13 protein-coding genes, 2 pseudogenes and 1 riboswitch are annotated in these 17,034 nt (G+C 27.7%); of the genes and pseudogenes, 2 read left to right on the top strand and 13 right to left on the bottom strand.

Annotated features, from left to right (window positions below; all coding sequences use genetic code 11):
* From ACYQ1T_RS02035 to ACYQ1T_RS02060, 6 genes are all read right to left on the bottom strand, one after another.
* Complete coding sequence (locus ACYQ1T_RS02035; protein ID WP_459831167.1) at window positions 1-648, bottom strand: riboflavin synthase; 648 nt, start codon at window positions 646-648, stop codon at window positions 1-3.
* Window positions 649-1,746: a bifunctional diaminohydroxyphosphoribosylaminopyrimidine deaminase/5-amino-6-(5-phosphoribosylamino)uracil reductase RibD gene (gene ribD / locus ACYQ1T_RS02040; RefSeq protein WP_459831169.1), complete on the bottom strand. Its 1,098-nt coding sequence runs from the start codon at window positions 1,744-1,746 to the stop codon at window positions 649-651.
* 208 nt (window positions 1,747-1,954) lie between these two features.
* Window positions 1,955-2,070: riboswitch (FMN riboswitch) on the bottom strand.
* Between the two features lie 194 nt (window positions 2,071-2,264).
* Window positions 2,265-3,332: a PTS sugar transporter subunit IIC gene (locus ACYQ1T_RS02045; RefSeq protein WP_459831170.1), complete on the bottom strand. Its 1,068-nt coding sequence runs from the start codon at window positions 3,330-3,332 to the stop codon at window positions 2,265-2,267.
* Between the two features lie 21 nt (window positions 3,333-3,353).
* Window positions 3,354-4,295 carry a 2-dehydropantoate 2-reductase gene (locus tag ACYQ1T_RS02050; RefSeq protein ID WP_459831172.1) on the bottom strand — a complete coding sequence of 314 codons (942 nt, stop codon included), beginning with the start codon at window positions 4,293-4,295 and terminating at the stop codon, window positions 3,354-3,356.
* Window positions 4,296-4,692: 397 nt separating this feature from the next.
* Window positions 4,693-6,759 (bottom strand): beta-galactosidase, encoded by a 2,067-nt coding sequence (locus tag ACYQ1T_RS02055; RefSeq protein WP_459831173.1) that lies wholly within the window; start codon window positions 6,757-6,759, stop codon window positions 4,693-4,695.
* Between the two features lie 34 nt (window positions 6,760-6,793).
* Entirely contained in the window at window positions 6,794-8,278 is a 1,485-nt protein-coding gene (locus ACYQ1T_RS02060) for an amino acid permease (RefSeq protein WP_459831174.1), read from the bottom strand.
* Between the two features lie 261 nt (window positions 8,279-8,539).
* Here ACYQ1T_RS02060 and ACYQ1T_RS02065 point away from each other — a divergent pair, with 261 nt between their 5' ends.
* Window positions 8,540-9,376: an AraC family transcriptional regulator gene (locus ACYQ1T_RS02065; RefSeq protein ID WP_459831176.1), complete on the top strand. Its 837-nt coding sequence runs from the start codon at window positions 8,540-8,542 to the stop codon at window positions 9,374-9,376.
* A 133-nt stretch (window positions 9,377-9,509) separates the two neighbouring features.
* Here the strand turns inward: ACYQ1T_RS02065 and ACYQ1T_RS02070 are convergent, their stop codons facing one another.
* From ACYQ1T_RS02070 to ACYQ1T_RS02090, 5 genes and pseudogenes are all read right to left on the bottom strand, one after another.
* Window positions 9,510-10,322, bottom strand: a complete 813-nt coding sequence (locus tag ACYQ1T_RS02070) for an acyltransferase domain-containing protein (RefSeq protein ID WP_459831177.1) — start codon at window positions 10,320-10,322, stop codon at window positions 9,510-9,512.
* A 112-nt stretch (window positions 10,323-10,434) separates the two neighbouring features.
* A pseudogene (locus ACYQ1T_RS02075) lies at window positions 10,435-10,692 on the bottom strand (ATP-binding protein); the annotation flags it as partial.
* Window positions 10,685-10,852 (bottom strand): annotated as a pseudogene (locus ACYQ1T_RS02080) (UBA domain-containing protein); the annotation flags it as partial. The pseudogenes ACYQ1T_RS02075 and ACYQ1T_RS02080, both read right to left, overlap by 8 nt.
* 141 nt (window positions 10,853-10,993) lie before the next feature.
* The gene (locus tag ACYQ1T_RS02085; protein WP_459831179.1) at window positions 10,994-13,567 is read right to left on the bottom strand and encodes an FtsX-like permease family protein; all 2,574 of its coding nucleotides are present in this window, start codon (window positions 13,565-13,567) and stop codon (window positions 10,994-10,996) included.
* A 10-nt stretch (window positions 13,568-13,577) separates the two neighbouring features.
* Window positions 13,578-14,279, bottom strand: coding sequence for an ABC transporter ATP-binding protein (locus ACYQ1T_RS02090; protein ID WP_459831180.1), 702 nt, complete (start codon window positions 14,277-14,279; stop codon window positions 13,578-13,580).
* 211 nt (window positions 14,280-14,490) lie between these two features.
* Between ACYQ1T_RS02090 and ACYQ1T_RS02095 the strand changes: the two genes are divergently transcribed.
* A complete protein-coding gene (locus ACYQ1T_RS02095) occupies window positions 14,491-15,042 on the top strand; it encodes a TetR/AcrR family transcriptional regulator (RefSeq protein ID WP_459831181.1) in 552 nt (183 codons plus the stop codon).
* Window positions 15,043-15,169: 127 nt separating this feature from the next.
* Here the strand turns inward: ACYQ1T_RS02095 and ACYQ1T_RS02100 are convergent, their stop codons facing one another.
* Window positions 15,170-16,351 carry a NupC/NupG family nucleoside CNT transporter gene (locus tag ACYQ1T_RS02100; protein WP_459831183.1) on the bottom strand — a complete coding sequence of 394 codons (1,182 nt, stop codon included), beginning with the start codon at window positions 16,349-16,351 and terminating at the stop codon, window positions 15,170-15,172.
* Between the two features lie 295 nt (window positions 16,352-16,646).
* Complete coding sequence (locus ACYQ1T_RS02105) at window positions 16,647-16,913, bottom strand: HTH domain-containing protein (protein WP_459831185.1); 267 nt, start codon at window positions 16,911-16,913, stop codon at window positions 16,647-16,649.
* Between the last annotated feature and the right edge of the window lie 121 nt (window positions 16,914-17,034).

Here is a 17,034-nt window from a genome sequence, read left to right on the forward strand (position 1 = left end):
TTAAATAAATCCATTATTTCTAAGAAAGTCTTCACTTATAGAACTTTTATTTTTATTCTCATTAAACATTAAAAGCTTTTCTACATATTTGCCTATTAAATCACACTCTAAATTAACAGTTTCTCCTACACCTTTAATAAGTAAGGTTGTTTCTTTAGCAGTATGTGGAACTATTGATACCTTAAAATCTTTATCATCAACCTGTGCTACTGTTAAGCTTATTCCATCTATTGTTATTGAACCCTTTTCTACTATATATTTTAAAATACTATACTTTGCTGTAATAGTAACCCAAACAGCGTTATCTTCTTTTACAAGGGAAATAATTTTACCAATACCATCTATATGTCCACTAACTATATGTCCACCTAATCTACTTTCTAAACTAAGAGCCCTTTCTAAATTAACTTTACTTCCAATAGTAAGTTCTCCTAAATTACTTCTTCTTAACGTTTCTGCCATTACATCAGCTTCAAATATTTTCCCATTTAAATTAGTTACTGTAAGGCATACTCCATTGGTACAAATGCTGTCACCTAAAACTGTTTTTTCTAAAACCTTATTTGCTTTTATTAATAGTTTTGATGATTTTTCTCCTTTTTTTATTCCCTGTATTATACCTATTTCCTCAACTATTCCAGTAAACATTTAACTTTTACCTCCTAAAATGTATCCCTCAATTAAAATATCTTCTCCAATAGTTCTTAATGTTATATCCTTAACTTTATAGGCATCTTTCAATAGCTCTATACCATTTCCCCCTACTGGAGTTTTTGAACCTGTCCCACCAATTATTTTAGGAGAAATATAAAATTGTACTTTATCTACTATTCCACTTTCTAAAGCTGAAAAATTTAATTTAGCTCCTCCTTCTAGAAGGATACTATCTATTTTTAAATGTCCTAATTTAATCATTAAATCATTTAAATCAACTTTGTTATTTTTTGATTTTATAGTTAACACCTTAGCTCCTAAAGCTTCTAATTTAACTAATTTATTTTTATCAGCACTTTCAGTTGTTGCAATAATTGTTTTTACATTACTTATATCCTCTAATACCTTTGACTCCATTGGAATCCTAAGTTTACTATCTACAATTATTCTTGTTGGACTTTTACCTTCTTTTAACCTACAAGTTAACTGTGGATTATCTTTTATTACTGTATCTATGCCCACCATAATTCCTAAAACTTCATTTCTTAATCTATGAACCTTTTCTCTAGATTCCTCTCCTGTTATCCATTTTGACTCTCCTAAGGATGTAGCTATTTTGCCATCTAACGACATAGCTGTTTTTAATATTACAAAAGGCTTTTTATAAGTTATATATTTAATAAATACTTCATTAAGTTTTTTACACTCATCTTCTAAAACACCTATAACAACTTCCACTCCAGCCTGTTTAAGCTTTTTAACTCCATTCCCAGAAACTAAAGGATTAGGATCAACCATTCCTATTACAACCCTTTTAATTTTATTTTCTATAATTTTTTCTACACATGGTGGTGTTTTTCCATAATGAGAACAAGGCTCTAACGTAACATAAAGTGTAGCTCCCTTTACATCATAAACTGCATTGTTTATTGCATTTACTTCTGCATGAGCTTTACCATACTCTTCATGATAACCTACCCCAATTACTTTTTCATTTTTTACAATAATAGCACCTACCATTGGATTAGGATTTACTCGTCCTCTTCCTTTTTTAGCTAATTCCAAAGCCATTTTCATATATCCCTTATCCATATTTATACCCCTTAAATATTAATAATCATTTAATAAAATCCTAGGCTTTTATAAAAAATAAAACCCTAAGTAAAAATACTCAGGGCATTAAATATACAACAATAAACAAACATATATTTTCATATATAAAAAACTCTGAAATATCAAATATTTCAGAGCTATAATACACAAAAAAATATATAGTTATACAAAAATTGCTATACTTTATATTTACCTTCTTCCATCCAGACTATACTGTCGGCTTCGGAATCTAACCGAATCATGCCAATAAGGCTCGCGGGCTTTACCGCCGGTAGGGAATTACACCCTGCCCTGAAGATTTATTAAATTGTATACCTTAATTTTATCTACTTTTCATTTTTCTGTCAATACTTATTAATACATTCATTGTTTTTTATAGTTTTTTCTAATCCTATTTTTTAGTTTTATTTATAACTCTAATAACTAAAATTAAATATTAAATATGTTTAAAAAAAATATCAAAGCCAATTAATTTTGACTTTGATATTTTCATTATTTTATCCAAGATAAGCAAAAGCTTCTTCTTTTTTATATAATTTAAGCACTTTTTCAAATAATACTAATGATATTATTGCTACTACTGTAGGAATAACAAACCATATTATTACTGCTAGCGCTACATTTAATCCTGCATTAATTGATGCTAACGGTCCAACTAATCCAACTAATCCAAATCCAGCTGATGAAGGTATTCCCATAACATTAAATATTGCAACTGGTATTGCTGAAATAGCTGAAGTAAATAAAATAGGTACTAAAATAATTGGATAACGGAATAAGTTTGGCATCATCATTTTCATTGCACCTAAACCAACAGCCATTGTAAGTCCTGGTTTATTAACTTTCCAAGAGTGAACAACTAATACTATTGTTGTTGCTGCAACTCCCATTGCTGCCGCACCTGCTGATATACCATTTAATTGAATTGCCATACCAATAGCTACTGTTGATATTGGCGAAATAATTAATACAGCAAATGAACAAGCTATTAAAATACTCATTACTACAGGTTGTAAATTTGTAAATGAATTAATTCCATTTCCAATAAGACCTGTAAAACTCTTAACATAAGGAAGAATAAGTAAGCCTATTAAGCCTGATCCAGCTCCTATAAGAATAGGTGTTAGGATTATACCTACTGAACCGAATTTCTCTCCCACTAATAATATTAAAATTACTGCTAATGATGCAGTAAGCATAGTATTTATTATATCACCAGTTCCTGCACTTACATATGCACCCATAACTTTATTTGCCATATTTTGCATTTGTGGATTAAACATAGTAACACCTGAACCTACAAATGCAGCTCCTGCAACAACAGCCATTTTCATTGGATTTAATCCAAATTGTAATGCAATAAGTGCTCCTATTAATAATGGAGTAGTTAATTGAAACATAACAACTGTTCTAGTTAATAAAACTACAAAATCTGTTTGTTCAAATAATTTTAAAATAGATGCTAAAACAGCATTTGGAATAAGTCCAACTATAATTCCTAAAGCTGTCCCTGCTAGAACCTTGTTTAAAAAATCCTTAGGGGTAAGTCTTTTATTTTCAGACATATTTAAATATCTCCTTTGCTATTATTGTGCTATTAAAATTTCTTCTTTTGCATGAACTAATAAAGTTAAGAATTGACAGTAAGGTGTTGAAACATTATATCTTGCACCTTTTTTACATACTGCTCCATTAATATAATCAATTTCTGTTAAACGATTATTTTTAATTAGATCTTGATGCATAGATGGATAATGCTTACCTACTCCGTTTGGATCAAAAGTAGTTTTAACATGACTTACAATTTCTTCACGATCAAGAATAATGCCTTCTTTTTCTGCTACATCTGCAAATTCGTTAATAATTGTACGAATTATTTTATCCGTTGCTTTAGTTGCTCCAAAGTTTGCAATATTTGAATCTAAAACAGTACATGTCCCATTTAATGTTCCATTTACGCAAGCTTTTCTCCATATAGAATACTTTACATTTTCACTATATTTTGCATTTAATCCTGCTTCACTTAGTACTTTTACAACTTCTAACGCAGCTTCTTTTCCACCTTCATATACGTTTTGAAGTTCTACTTCTCCACTTCCAAAAAGTTTTGCTTCACCAGGACCTGTTAATCCAGCTGTCCACATAGTGTTTCCAAGTAAAATATTATCTTCAGCCACATAATTTTTAACAGTATCTTCATGGCCTAATCCGTTTAATAAACATAATACTTTAGTGTCTTTTGATAATATTGGTTTTATTGATTGTAACATATCATCTAATTGCATAGCTTTTGTAAATAATATTACAGTATCAATAGTATCTGCATATCCTTCCATTTCACTTGGGAAAAATGCTGGTATTTGTTCAACAACATCCTCACCATTAAAGTTCGCTTTTAAACCTGATTCTTTTATTTTATTTACATGATCAGCCCACTTATCAATTAATATAACTTCGTTACCTGCTCTATGTAACATAAGTCCAAATCTACTTCCCATAGCTCCAGCGCCAGCAATTGCTATTTTCATTTATATCACCTCTTCTTTAATATGTTAAAATAATAACATGCTTCTAATTGATATTCTTTATCTCTAAACTGATTCTAATCTAATTAAATTATCCCTTCTAACTCTTTCTTTGTTTTTCTACAAAAATCGACTTTTATTGATTGTCTATATCTTAAAATTCAACTTTTTCTAAAAATTATTAATTTTTTATGTATTTTAATTAAATTTTATATGTATATTATATTAATTATCTAAAGTTAATAAGTTAATTTGATGATTTTAATTTTTTAATATAATATTATTAAGAATTTATTCTAAACAAAAAAAAACTCATATCTTAGTTGATATGAGTTTTTTAAAACCATCATTTTTTCTTTTATATTAATTATATTTTTTCTAAGTTAAAATGTTTTTAATATTATTTCTTAAATATTCTAACTCCATAAGCTTCAATTTCTATATTCTTTTCTACCTTTTCTCCAGTTTCTACATTTGTTAATTCCATACCATTAGTATTTATAACTTTGTTTTCATCAGAGAAGTTTAATAAGAATATAAATTCATTTTTTTCATCTCTACGAACTTGTGCATTAACTCCTGTTGGTAATTCTAAATCTATAGCTTTCTCTAATTTTATCTTTTTAGCTAAACTTCTATAGAAATCTCTTAAAAATTCATCATTATTTCTAAAAGCTATATAGTATGCTTCTCCCTTTCCAAACTTATTACAAGTTAAGGCTGGTCTTCCTTTATAGAAATCAGTTTTATATGTTGCAAGAACTTCAGCACCTTCAGAGTGTATTAAATCACAGAATATTCTTGCTTCATATTCTCCATTCATAGTAAGACTATTTTCACTTTCCATAGCTACATAGTTTACATCTTCATCATAAAGAGCATCTAACTCTTCTGCCCATATTCCTGTAACCTTTCTAAGAGGTCCTGGGAATCCATTTAAGAAGCATAGATCATTCTCGTTAACAATTCCGCTCCAATAAGTAGTTATTAAAGTTCCACCATTACTTACAAACTCTTCAAGTCTTTCCCCCACACCTGGTCTCATTAAATAAAGCATTGGTGCAACAACTACTTTATATTTTGAAAAATCACAATCCATGTTTATAACATCAACTGGAACTGACATATCCCAGAATGCTTTATAATGCTTTTGACATGTATCATAATAATCTTTTTTCTCAATTCTTGGTCCTTGTGCATCATCAATAGCCCAGAAATTCTCCCAATCATAAATAACTGCTACTTCTGGTTCAACAGATGTTCCAATTACTTCATCAAGTTTAGATAGTATTTCTCCAACTCTAGTTACATCTCTAAATACTCTTGTATTCTCATGCCCACAATGATCTACCACAGCTCCATGGAACTTTTCTGAAGAACCTCTGCTCTTTCTCCATTGGAAGTATTGAACAGTATCTGATCCATGAGCTACAGCTTGAAGTGAAGATAATACATGCATACCTGGACGTCTAAGCTTTGCAACTGGTTGCCAGTTAGTTGAGCTTGGAGAACTTTCCATCATCATAAATGGCTTACCGTTTAAAAGCGCTCTATTTAAATCATGAACAAATCCGATTCTACTTCCTTCATGATCATCACTTCTTTCACCATGCCAATATGGATAGTTATCCCATGATACAACATCTAAATACGGTGCAAATTTCCAATAATCAATTCCTCTTTGAAGAGATACATAATCGTGGAAATTAGTAGTTACAGGAATATCTGGTGTAATCTCCTTTAAAATGCTTCTTTCATGTTTATAATAATCTAATGTTTGGTGAGTAACAAATCTCATCCAGTCTAAATTTAATCCATGTAATGCTGGCTCTCCATGAGGCGCTGGAGCCTCAATTTCATCCCATGATCCATAAGTATGACTCCAGAACTTAGTCCACCATGCTTCATTTAATTTATCTAAACTATTATCATATTTTTCCTTTAAAAACTCTCTAAATGCTTTTTCACATAAAGGACAACTACATTGACCTTCAAATTCATTAGAAATATGCCACATAATTAAAGCTGGATGATCTTTATATCTTTCTGCTAACATTCTATCTATAATAGCAATCTTTTCTCTATATATAGGAGATGTATAACAATGATTATGACGCTCTCCATATAAATTTCTTACTCTGTTTGGTGCAACTCTTAATGTTTCTGGATATTTATGGGCCATCCATATTGGCTTAGCTCCACTAGGTGTTGCAAGTATAACATGATTTCCATTTTTATGCATTAAATCCATTACTTCATCTAACCATTCAAAGTTAAATTTACCTTCTTCTGGCTCTAGCATTGTCCATGAAAATATTCCTACTGCTACAACATTACTATGAGAAAGCTTCATTAATCTAACATCTTCACCCCAAATACCTGGAACATCAATCCATTGTTCAGGATTATAGTCTGCTCCATGAAGCATTTTATCAATCTTAGAACTTATTGGTCCGAAATTTTTCATTTTAATCCCCCATTATTATTTATTATTTTTCTTATTATTGAACTGAACATGAATTATCAACTTCATTTGCTACATCTTTTCCAACTCTTTTTTCATATCTCTTCCAACATATTAAAGCAAATCCTAAGAATACTACTAATCCTAATATATTGTATATAAGTACGAATATTGGGTTAGCTGCACCTGCTTCTAATGTACCATTAAAATATGCCATTATATCTGTTGGTGATGGTACTGATGAGATAACAAATACGAAAGTAAATAATGCAAGTAATAATGCACCTATAGCTACTCCAAACTTTCTTGATCCTACTTTAAAAGTTCTATCTACAATGGTATCTTTCTTAAGTCTTAATACAATATATCCAACTAAGAAGAATAAAACTGGTATTAATGATGTAGATGCTGTCATATTAATTAATATTTCTAATAATGAATCTACTGAACCTATTCCTAATGCTGGTATTATTAAAAGTATTGTAACTATAACTGCTTGAAGGTATAATGCATTAACTGGATTTCCTTGATTATCAGTTTTAGCAACCCATTTTCCAAATATTCCTTCTGGTATTTCTGAGAATAAAACTTTAACTGGTGCAGCTGTCCATAATACTAATGAACCTAAACTTGCAAGTAACATTATAAATCCAACAATATTTGTAATAATATTACCAATTCCATAATGAGCACCTAATAAAACGAATGAATCAAATAACCCATTTGAGAAATTTCCATGTAATGTACTTTCTGGTACAACTATACCTACTGCTGCTGCCCCTAATGCATATAATAATCCAACAACTAATGTTGATAATAACATAGTTTTTATGAAGGCTTTATTTCCGCCTTTAACATCCTTTATATAAACCCCTATACTTTCTGCTCCACCTACTGCTTGTAATATCCATGCTAATACCATGAAATATTTCCAATCAAACTTTGGTGTCATAGATTGTACTGTAAATTCTTGTGCTGGTGATTCTCCTAAGAAAATTATAATTCCGAAAGAAAAAACTATAAATCCTATTCCTAATAGTATTCTTGCTATTCCTGATAAACTAGTTATTTTAGATACCCAACTAACACCCTTTGTAGATATTATTGTTACACCCCAAAATAGAATTATTGAAATTACTGAAATTAAAACTGTTTTTCCATCAAAAACATTTCTTCCTACCATTGCATAAGATCCGTAAATTAATGTTTTTGGTAATAGTGATGTAAAAAAGAATAAATTTACAAAGAAATATGCCCATGATCCTAAAAATGCCCATTTTGCACCTAATGCTGTTTTTATCCAACTAGTGATTCCTGATTCTGATTCTCCATTAGCTGAAGCAAACTCTCCTATCATTAACGCAAATGGAAAGAAATAGAATATTGTTCCAAATAAGTATGAAGGAATGGTAGCCAGTCCTACATTTACACTACTATCAATAATATTTCCAAATGAAAATACTGCTGTAAAAGTCATTAACATTAAAGCTCCTGAGCTTAAGGTTTGTCTTCTATTACTCATTACAATTCTCCCTTTTCTTTATTTGTACTTTTGTTTACAAAATGTTTTTTTATGCTTTTATAATTCCTAAAATTTGAATAATATTTTTCATATCCTCCCCTCGTATAATATAGCTAATTTTGTTATAAAATCGTTTACTTGATATGCTAATTATATTATGTTATGGTTATTGTAACAATATACGAATGTTGCTAAAACTTGTACTTATGTTGCAATTATCTATTTTGTTTGTAAACATTTACCTTTAAAGGAGTTTTTTATATGAATACCCAAATTCAAGTTTTTACTACCGATAAACAAGCTAGCAAAGAATTATATATATACGAATGCGGCTATGAAGAATGTAAACCTCGTATCCCTTATCAATATGAACAAATAGACTACTATTTGATACATTATATTTTATCTGGAGAAGGTCTCTTTTTTATGAATGGTGAAGTCTATAAATTAAAAAAAGGTGATGGATTTTTAATTCCTCCATATACTGATAACAATTACTATCCAGATACAGAAAATCCTTGGTGCTACCGTTGGATTGGTATTAATGGAAGTGAAGTTTCAAAAATTTTAAACTCTTGTGGATTTAACGATTCTAAATTTACTTTTAATTATACTGATGATAATTTTATCAATAATTGCTTTAAAAACATTTTAGAAGGTTGTAATAGTGATCAATATTTTCAAGCTATAGGAAACCTCTATTTATTCTTTAATAAGTTAATCGTTAAAAATAATAATCTCCTAACTATTGAACCTACTTCTTATGAAAAATATATATCACTTTTTATTGATTATATACGTGATAACTATGATCAGGATATTTCAATTTCTGATATATCTAATCATCTAAATATAAATAGAAGTCATTTATTTAAATTAATAAAAAAGCATATGAATATAAGTCCACAAGAATATCTAATAAATTATAGACTTAATAAAGCTTGTGACTTACTAAGAAAAAGTAGCTACTCAATTAGTGAAATTAGTTATTTAGTTGGATTTAATAGTCCATCTTATTTTTCAAAAATATTTAGTAAATATTTAAATAAATCTCCATTGGAGTATAGAGGTATGTTTATAAAACACCCTGTAGTTTAATAAAACTATTTAAAGTTGTTATATATTTATAAAGACAAAAAGAGTAACTTCTCAAATCAAGAGAAGTTACTCTTTTTAGTTAAAGTTATGATATTTTCATACGATAATTAACCTCTAGTTGTATAATAAAATCCTAGGGGTTAATTAGTATACATCCAATTCCAATGCCCAAATCATCATGAATTTTTAAATATTCCTTTGCTTTTCTTCTAAGGCTTGTTTCTTCTGAATATTTAGTTTTATCTTCTAATACTTCTCCAAATATTCTTTCTTCTGCTTGCCTAGATGTATAAATAATATCTATTATCAAAAATCTATTTTGAAATTTTATAATATTACTTTCAGCTGGTAATATATCTTTTAAATTAGGTGATAATAACCATGATTCACAGAAAAACATTGTATACTCCGTACCAAAAAATTTTATTGCCTCAAGAAAAGACTCTTGGCATTCCTTTTCTTCAAGAGACTTTCCTTCTGGAATATGAACTTTTAATATTTTCATTCCCTTCTTATACCACTTACCATTTATATTTCTATCTTTATTTAATACTGATATTTCAAACTGTAGTCGTCCAAGTCTAAATAACTTCATTTCTGTATGTGCTATAAACCATGGTAATTCTGCTAATCCAATTTTCCCAGTTTTATTTTTATAATAATTGCTCCATAAAGTAATATCATGGAATGTATCAAAAAATATTTTCTTTGAAATACCCTTTTCTAAAAACCTTTCATATATATCTAATGACTTCATTACATAAAATATTAATCCTATCTCTTCTTTATTTTCTTCATTATCTAATTTATAAAGAAATTTATTTTTGTCAGTATTAAAAAGTTTATTATACTCTTCAAATACATCTTTAGATAAAATTTGTTTACTAATCATAACTTTAGTTTCCTCATTAATTTTAATACCTTTACAAAACTCATCTAAAGTCATACTATCTCTCCTTATAAGTAACATCACTATATTACTGATTTTCATAATATATTATTCTATTTATTAAGTCTACAATATTTATTATACACAAAAAATATTAAACTATATGTTACTACCTTTTAGGTAGTAAAACAGTTATTCTTGTACCAATGTCTTTCCTACTTAAAACACTAAAATATCCTTTATGAATATCAACAATCCATTTAGCAATGGAAAGTCCTAGTCCTGTACCACCATTTTTTCTAACTCTTGAAGTATCAGCTCTAAAAAATCGCTCAAATATGTGTATTACATCTTTTTCATCCATTCCTATTCCATTATCTTGAATGAACAAATAGGGCTCATTGTTATTATTTTTTCCAGACTTCAATTATTGTAGTAATTTCATTATTTTCTATTTTTCCATTTCTCTCTAAATATATTATAGAATCTACAACATCCCAGTTACATTTTTCAAGCACTTCTATTGCCTCTTCACGAGTTACATTAGCCTTTTCAATTATAATTTTAATCATTTCATTTCTTTCCATTTAAATTACCTCAATGTATTTGTTAATCATTCATCATGGTTATATAATACTTTTAGTAGATTAATCTAAAATATAAGAAAGATTAAAATTAGATTAAAATTTAAAGGAAGAGATAAAATACCACTTCCTTTAATTTAACTTTTATTCTATAGATTTTAATGCATCAACCATATTTACTTTTTTTAGTTTTATATACATCATTATCATAACTAATATAGCAAAAAACATTGTAATTAAACCTGAAATTATATAACCATTAATACCTACAGTTGGTATCATCATCATATTATCCATTTCTGCTGTGCTTACTAAAAATACATATAATATTTTCCCAAGAAATGATCCTAGAAGTATTCCTAGTATTGTTAGTATTATGTTTTCTCTAAATATATACATTGCTACTTCATTATCATAAAAACCTAGTACCTTTATTGTAGATATCTCTCTTATACGCTCAGATACATTTATATTTATTAGATTATATAGAACAACAAATGCCAAGCTTCCTGAGGCAATTATTATTACTATCATAACTAATCCTAAATCGGCAGATTCACTTAAACTTCTCATCTTTGAAGCTAAAGTAACATTTACTACTTTTTCATTGTTCATAATAGCGGTAGCTAATTTATTATCATCTTCTCTATCTGAGTTTAAATTTAATAATTGTGCATTATATGTTGGATCAGTATTAAATATCTTCTTATAATATGATGGTGATAAATATATATAGTGTCCAACATAATTTTCTACTATATTATCTACCTTAACTTCATGATTATTATTATCTGAATCTGTTACAATTATATTATCACCTACAGATACATCTAAAATTTTTGCAAGCTTTTCATTTATAATTGCACCATTATCTGATAGTTTATACTCAATGCTAGTTTTCCTATCATTTAATAATATATATTTACTTAACTCATCTATATTCTCTGGCACATATATAGTAGCATTTTGCTTGCTTATCCCCTCTTTACTAAAAGTAACTGAATCTTGATAAATATTTAAACTACTTTCATATCCTTTTAAATTCTTTAAAGATTCATTGTATTCTTCATCTTCTTTTATAATATTCTTGTTATTAAATACTACAATAGCATCATACTTTAGTAATTCACCAAATTGAATATCCATAACTGAAGAATTAGATTTTTCAAGAGCTAGTCCTGCAACAAGCATAGCCATACATCCCGATATACCAAGTATTGTCATTAACATCCTTTGCTTATATCTAAAAAGATTTCTAAACGTTACTTTTTGATTAAAGTTTAATCTTTCCCATATTGGTGTAATTCTTTCTAATACTATCTTCTTACCAAGCTTTGGAGCTTTTCCTCTCATTAAATTAGAAGGATTTTCTATTAATTCGCCCTTTAATACAATTAATGCTGCCCCTACTGTGCAAACTATTGAAACTAATAAAGATTGAATTATGTATGATGGATAATAATTTATTTTTACATTTGGTAAAGTAAATGCAGATGTATATGCTTTATTGATTATATAAGGAAGTATATTGCTTCCAACTACTATTCCAAGTACACTTCCTATAATACTAGCTAATGCCGCATAAACTATAAATTTTCTAGCTATTTCCAAATCTCTATATCCTAATGCCTTTAGTGTTCCTATTTCTACTCTATTTTCTTCTACCATTCTAGTCATTGTAGTTAAACATATAAGTGCTGCAACTAGAAAGAAAAAAACTGGAAATACTGATGCTATTTTATCTAAACTTTCAATTGACCCCTTATAAGTTGTGTAACCTGGATTATCTTCTCTATCAAAGAAATAATATTTGCTATCATCTAACGCATTTAATTTTTCTTTAAGCTTAAGCTTGCTATTATCTATTTCCTTTTGTATTTCTTCTAGATTTCTTTCACCAAATTCCATTTCTTTATAAGCTTTATTAAACTCTTTTTGTACATCTACTTTTATTTCTTCAATTCTCTCTATAACTCTATTGGTATATAAATCTTCGAGATACTTATTATTTTCTTCCATCTTTTCTTTATACTCATCACTATATGAACCAAGCCTCTCTACATTTTTAAATCGTACATATATCTCAGTATATGCATCCATTGATATATCACTACTATTTAAAATTGCAAAGTAGTCTACACTTCCTTTTCCAATGGTTGTTGTCCCTCTAGATATATTCTCTATATACATAGGACTTTGTATAAATCCAACAATCTTGAAAGCTTTTTTATTAAAGTATTTATCTAAATCTACATTAGATTCTATTGTGTAATTATCACCTATTTTAAAATTTTTATTTTCCTTCAAAGCATTTTTATCTAAAGCTATCTCTCCACTATTTTCTGGTAACCTACCTTCTATAACAATAGGTTTATTAATAAAATTATTAGTGTTATATTCCATAAACCTAACTACGTTATTTGTATTAGTTAAATTTACATCTACACTATGCCCTCCATAATAATCTAAAATTTTATCGTTATTTTCAAGTAACTTTAAATCATTATCATTAAGACCTATACTAGATACTATCTTGCTATCCATTAAATTTTGTTTACTAAAAAATTCATTTATGGACTCTTTTAAGTCTGGTCCACTTGATTTTATTCCAGAATAAAAAGCTACTCCTAAAAATATTATTGCTAATATAGAAATAAACCTTGCTTTTGAAGATAATATTTCTCTTGTTATTGATTTTTTATATGCGCTATTTTTCATATTTTATCCTCTACCACTCTATAGATTCAACTAAAGCAGGCTTTTCATTTACTTCAACACATCTAACCTTTGCATCTTTGATTTTTATAACTCTATCTGCAATTGGTGCAAGAGCTGAATTATGAGTTATAACAATTACTGTTGTTCCTGTATTTTTACATGTATCTTGTAAAGTCTTTAAAATCTGCTTTCCTGTTTTATAATCAAGAGCACCTGTTGGCTCATCACATAAAAGCAATTTAGGATTTTTAGCTATTGCTCTTGCTATAGCTACTCTTTGCTGTTCGCCTCCTGATAGTTGAGATGGAAAATTCCCCTTTCTATGACTAAGTCCAACTAATTTAAGAGTTTCATCAACATCTAAAGCATCTTTTGTAATTTGTGTAGCAAGCTCTACGTTTTCCTTTGCAGTTAAATTTTGAACTAAATTATAAAATTGGAATACAAAGCCTACATCATACCTTCTATAATTTGTAAGCTGCTTATTGTTAAACTTTGATATATCAACCTCATCAATAATTACCTTGCCTTCATCACAAGTATCCATTCCTCCAAGTATATTTAATACAGTTGTTTTACCAGCACCACTGGGTCCTAAGATAATAACAAATTCACCCTTTTCTATTGAAAAATCAATACCATTATTTGCTATAATAGTGTTTTCTCCAATTTTATATCTTTTATATGCATCCCTTATCTCTATATACGCCATATTTCTCTCCTTTATCTAAATCTAATTTAATACTAATTGTTATTAAATAGACACTTTGTTTAGCTAATGCTATAATTAAGTATAAATAATATATACTCTAATTACAATAATCACATGGTTTTATAATGTTATTAAATATACATTTTAGTTATTTTTGTCTATTTATTAACATATAATTAATTTTTATAAATATTTAAAAAGGATGAGTTAAATGACAGGTATTAAAGGAAATAGAAGAACTTTATATACTAAAAAAATAATAAAAGAAAGTCTAATTGATTTACTTCAACATAAAAGAATTCATGAAATTACTGTTACTGATATCTGTAAAAAGTCAGATATTAATAGAGGAACCTTTTATGCTCATTATAAAGATGCCTATGACCTACTTAAATCAATAGAAGACGAACTATTTAATCAAATTTCTGAATATATTGATGAAACCCCAGCTCAAGATTATAAAGATGTGTTATTACTTAAAGCACTTGAGTTAATTGAAGAAAATAAAGAATTGTGCAAAATATTATTTAGTAAACATATGGAAAATAATATTATGGATCGTATTATATATGTAGCAAATAAAACTCAAATTGATAAGCTTGTTAACAATTCAAAAGTTGATGCTGTCTTTTTAGATTATTTTATAAAATATGCTATAGGGGGAGTAGTTTCTGTTATTCAAACATGGCTAGAAAATGATTTAAATGAATCTCCTAAAGAAATAGTTAATATTATAAATAAAATTACTTATTTCCAGCCTTAAACTTATCATATATGAAAGATACTATTTATCTATAAAAAACAGTGATAATATTTTCAAATACTATCACTGTTTTTTTAATATTATATTGTTTTTATACAATAAATTTAAATATTTAATTTTTTATTATTTATATTATCAATCCAACAATAGTTGCTGTTAACATACTTACTAATGTTGCTCCATATAGTAGCTTTAATCCAAAACGTGCAACTACATTTCCTTGTTCTTCATTAAGTCCCTTTACTGCCCCTGAAATAATTCCAATGGATGAGAAATTTGCAAAAGAAATTAAGAATACAGAAACAATACCAATTGATCTTGCTGATAAATGTATACTTCCACTTGATAATAAATTCATTGCCACAAATTCATTAGATACTAATTTAGTTGCCATTACACTTGCAGCTTGTATTGATTCCTCTAAAGATATTCCCATTAAAAATGCAAATGGAGAGAATACATATCCCAATATTTCTTGGAATGTAATTCCAAAAATCCCCTTGAATAACATATTAATTATAGCAATTATTGCTACAAATCCAATTAACATAGCTGATACTATAACAGCTACTTTAAATCCATCTAAAATATATTCACCAAGGACTTCAAAAAATGTTTGTTTCTTCTCTTCACCAACTACTACAATATCTTCTTCTGCTGTTACAGTATATGGATTTATAATTGATGCTATAATAAATCCACCAAATAAATTTAAAATAAGCGCTGTTACAACATATCTAGGTTCTAAAAGAACCATATAAGAACCAACTATAGACATAGATACTGTTGACATAGCTGATGCACAAAGAGTATATAATCTATGTTTAGGTAATAAACCAAGTTGCTTTTTTACTGAAATAAACACTTCTGATTGACCTAATATAGCTGATGCTACTGCATTATAAGACTCTAATTTACCCATACCATTAATTTTACTTAAAACTAACCCTATATATCTAACTACAACAGGAAGTATCTTGAAATATTGTAGAATACCAATTAAAGCGGAAATAACGACTATTGGTAGAAGAACACTAATGAAAAATGAAAATTGTTCATTATTAACTAACCCACCAAATACAAAATTTACTCCTTCTCCTGCACACTTAAGCAACACTTCAAAACCATTTGCTATACTACTTACTAAATAGTTTCCAAGTTCAGTGTTCAATAAGGCAAACCCCAATATGAATTGTAAAATAATCATTATAATAATTGGTTTATATTTTATATTTTTCTTATCACTACTTCCAATCCATGCAAGGGCTAAAACAACAACTAATCCTACGACTCCAATAATATACTTCATTTTCATGCTCCTTTTTTTAATAGTATAAGTTTGATATTATTATGTTCAATATACACTATAATAAATACATTTTATTTTTAGTAAATTGTTTTTCGAATTATCTTTAACCAAAATTTATAATTATACTTTACAAATTATAATAATTTAAATATGGATTAGACATTTTTCCCCATAATTACAAACATATCTATTATAAATATCTTCTTAGCATTTGTAAATCATTCATTTAAAATTTGTTCATATAAAATTTAAATATTTATATATTTAATGAAATTTTTATATATAAAAAATATAATCATAAAAAAATAGTGGTCTTATATCCAATATATTGATATAAGACCACTATAAAAACATCCTGTTCAACTCTTTTGATTCCAATCATTGCTATATCGAATCCATTTTCAATGAAAATGTCTCGTGGTAATTTTCCAGCAATATATTCATCTATAAACAATCTTTTAAATTCAAATGTATAAGTTATAGATTTTTTACTAGCTCTAGCTACATTTTTATTCTTATTCAATTTCTCAATATCTTCTTCTGTAAATAAAATCTTACTCATTAGCTACCTCCAATTTGTTCTTTTAATTATATAAAAAATACCTATAGACTTAAACACTTTTTTATAAGTGTCCAGTATATAGGTATCAGTTTAATTACTATTTCTTTTTAAATTTATTTAT

It is taken from the genome of Clostridium carnis (genome assembly GCF_054657435.1).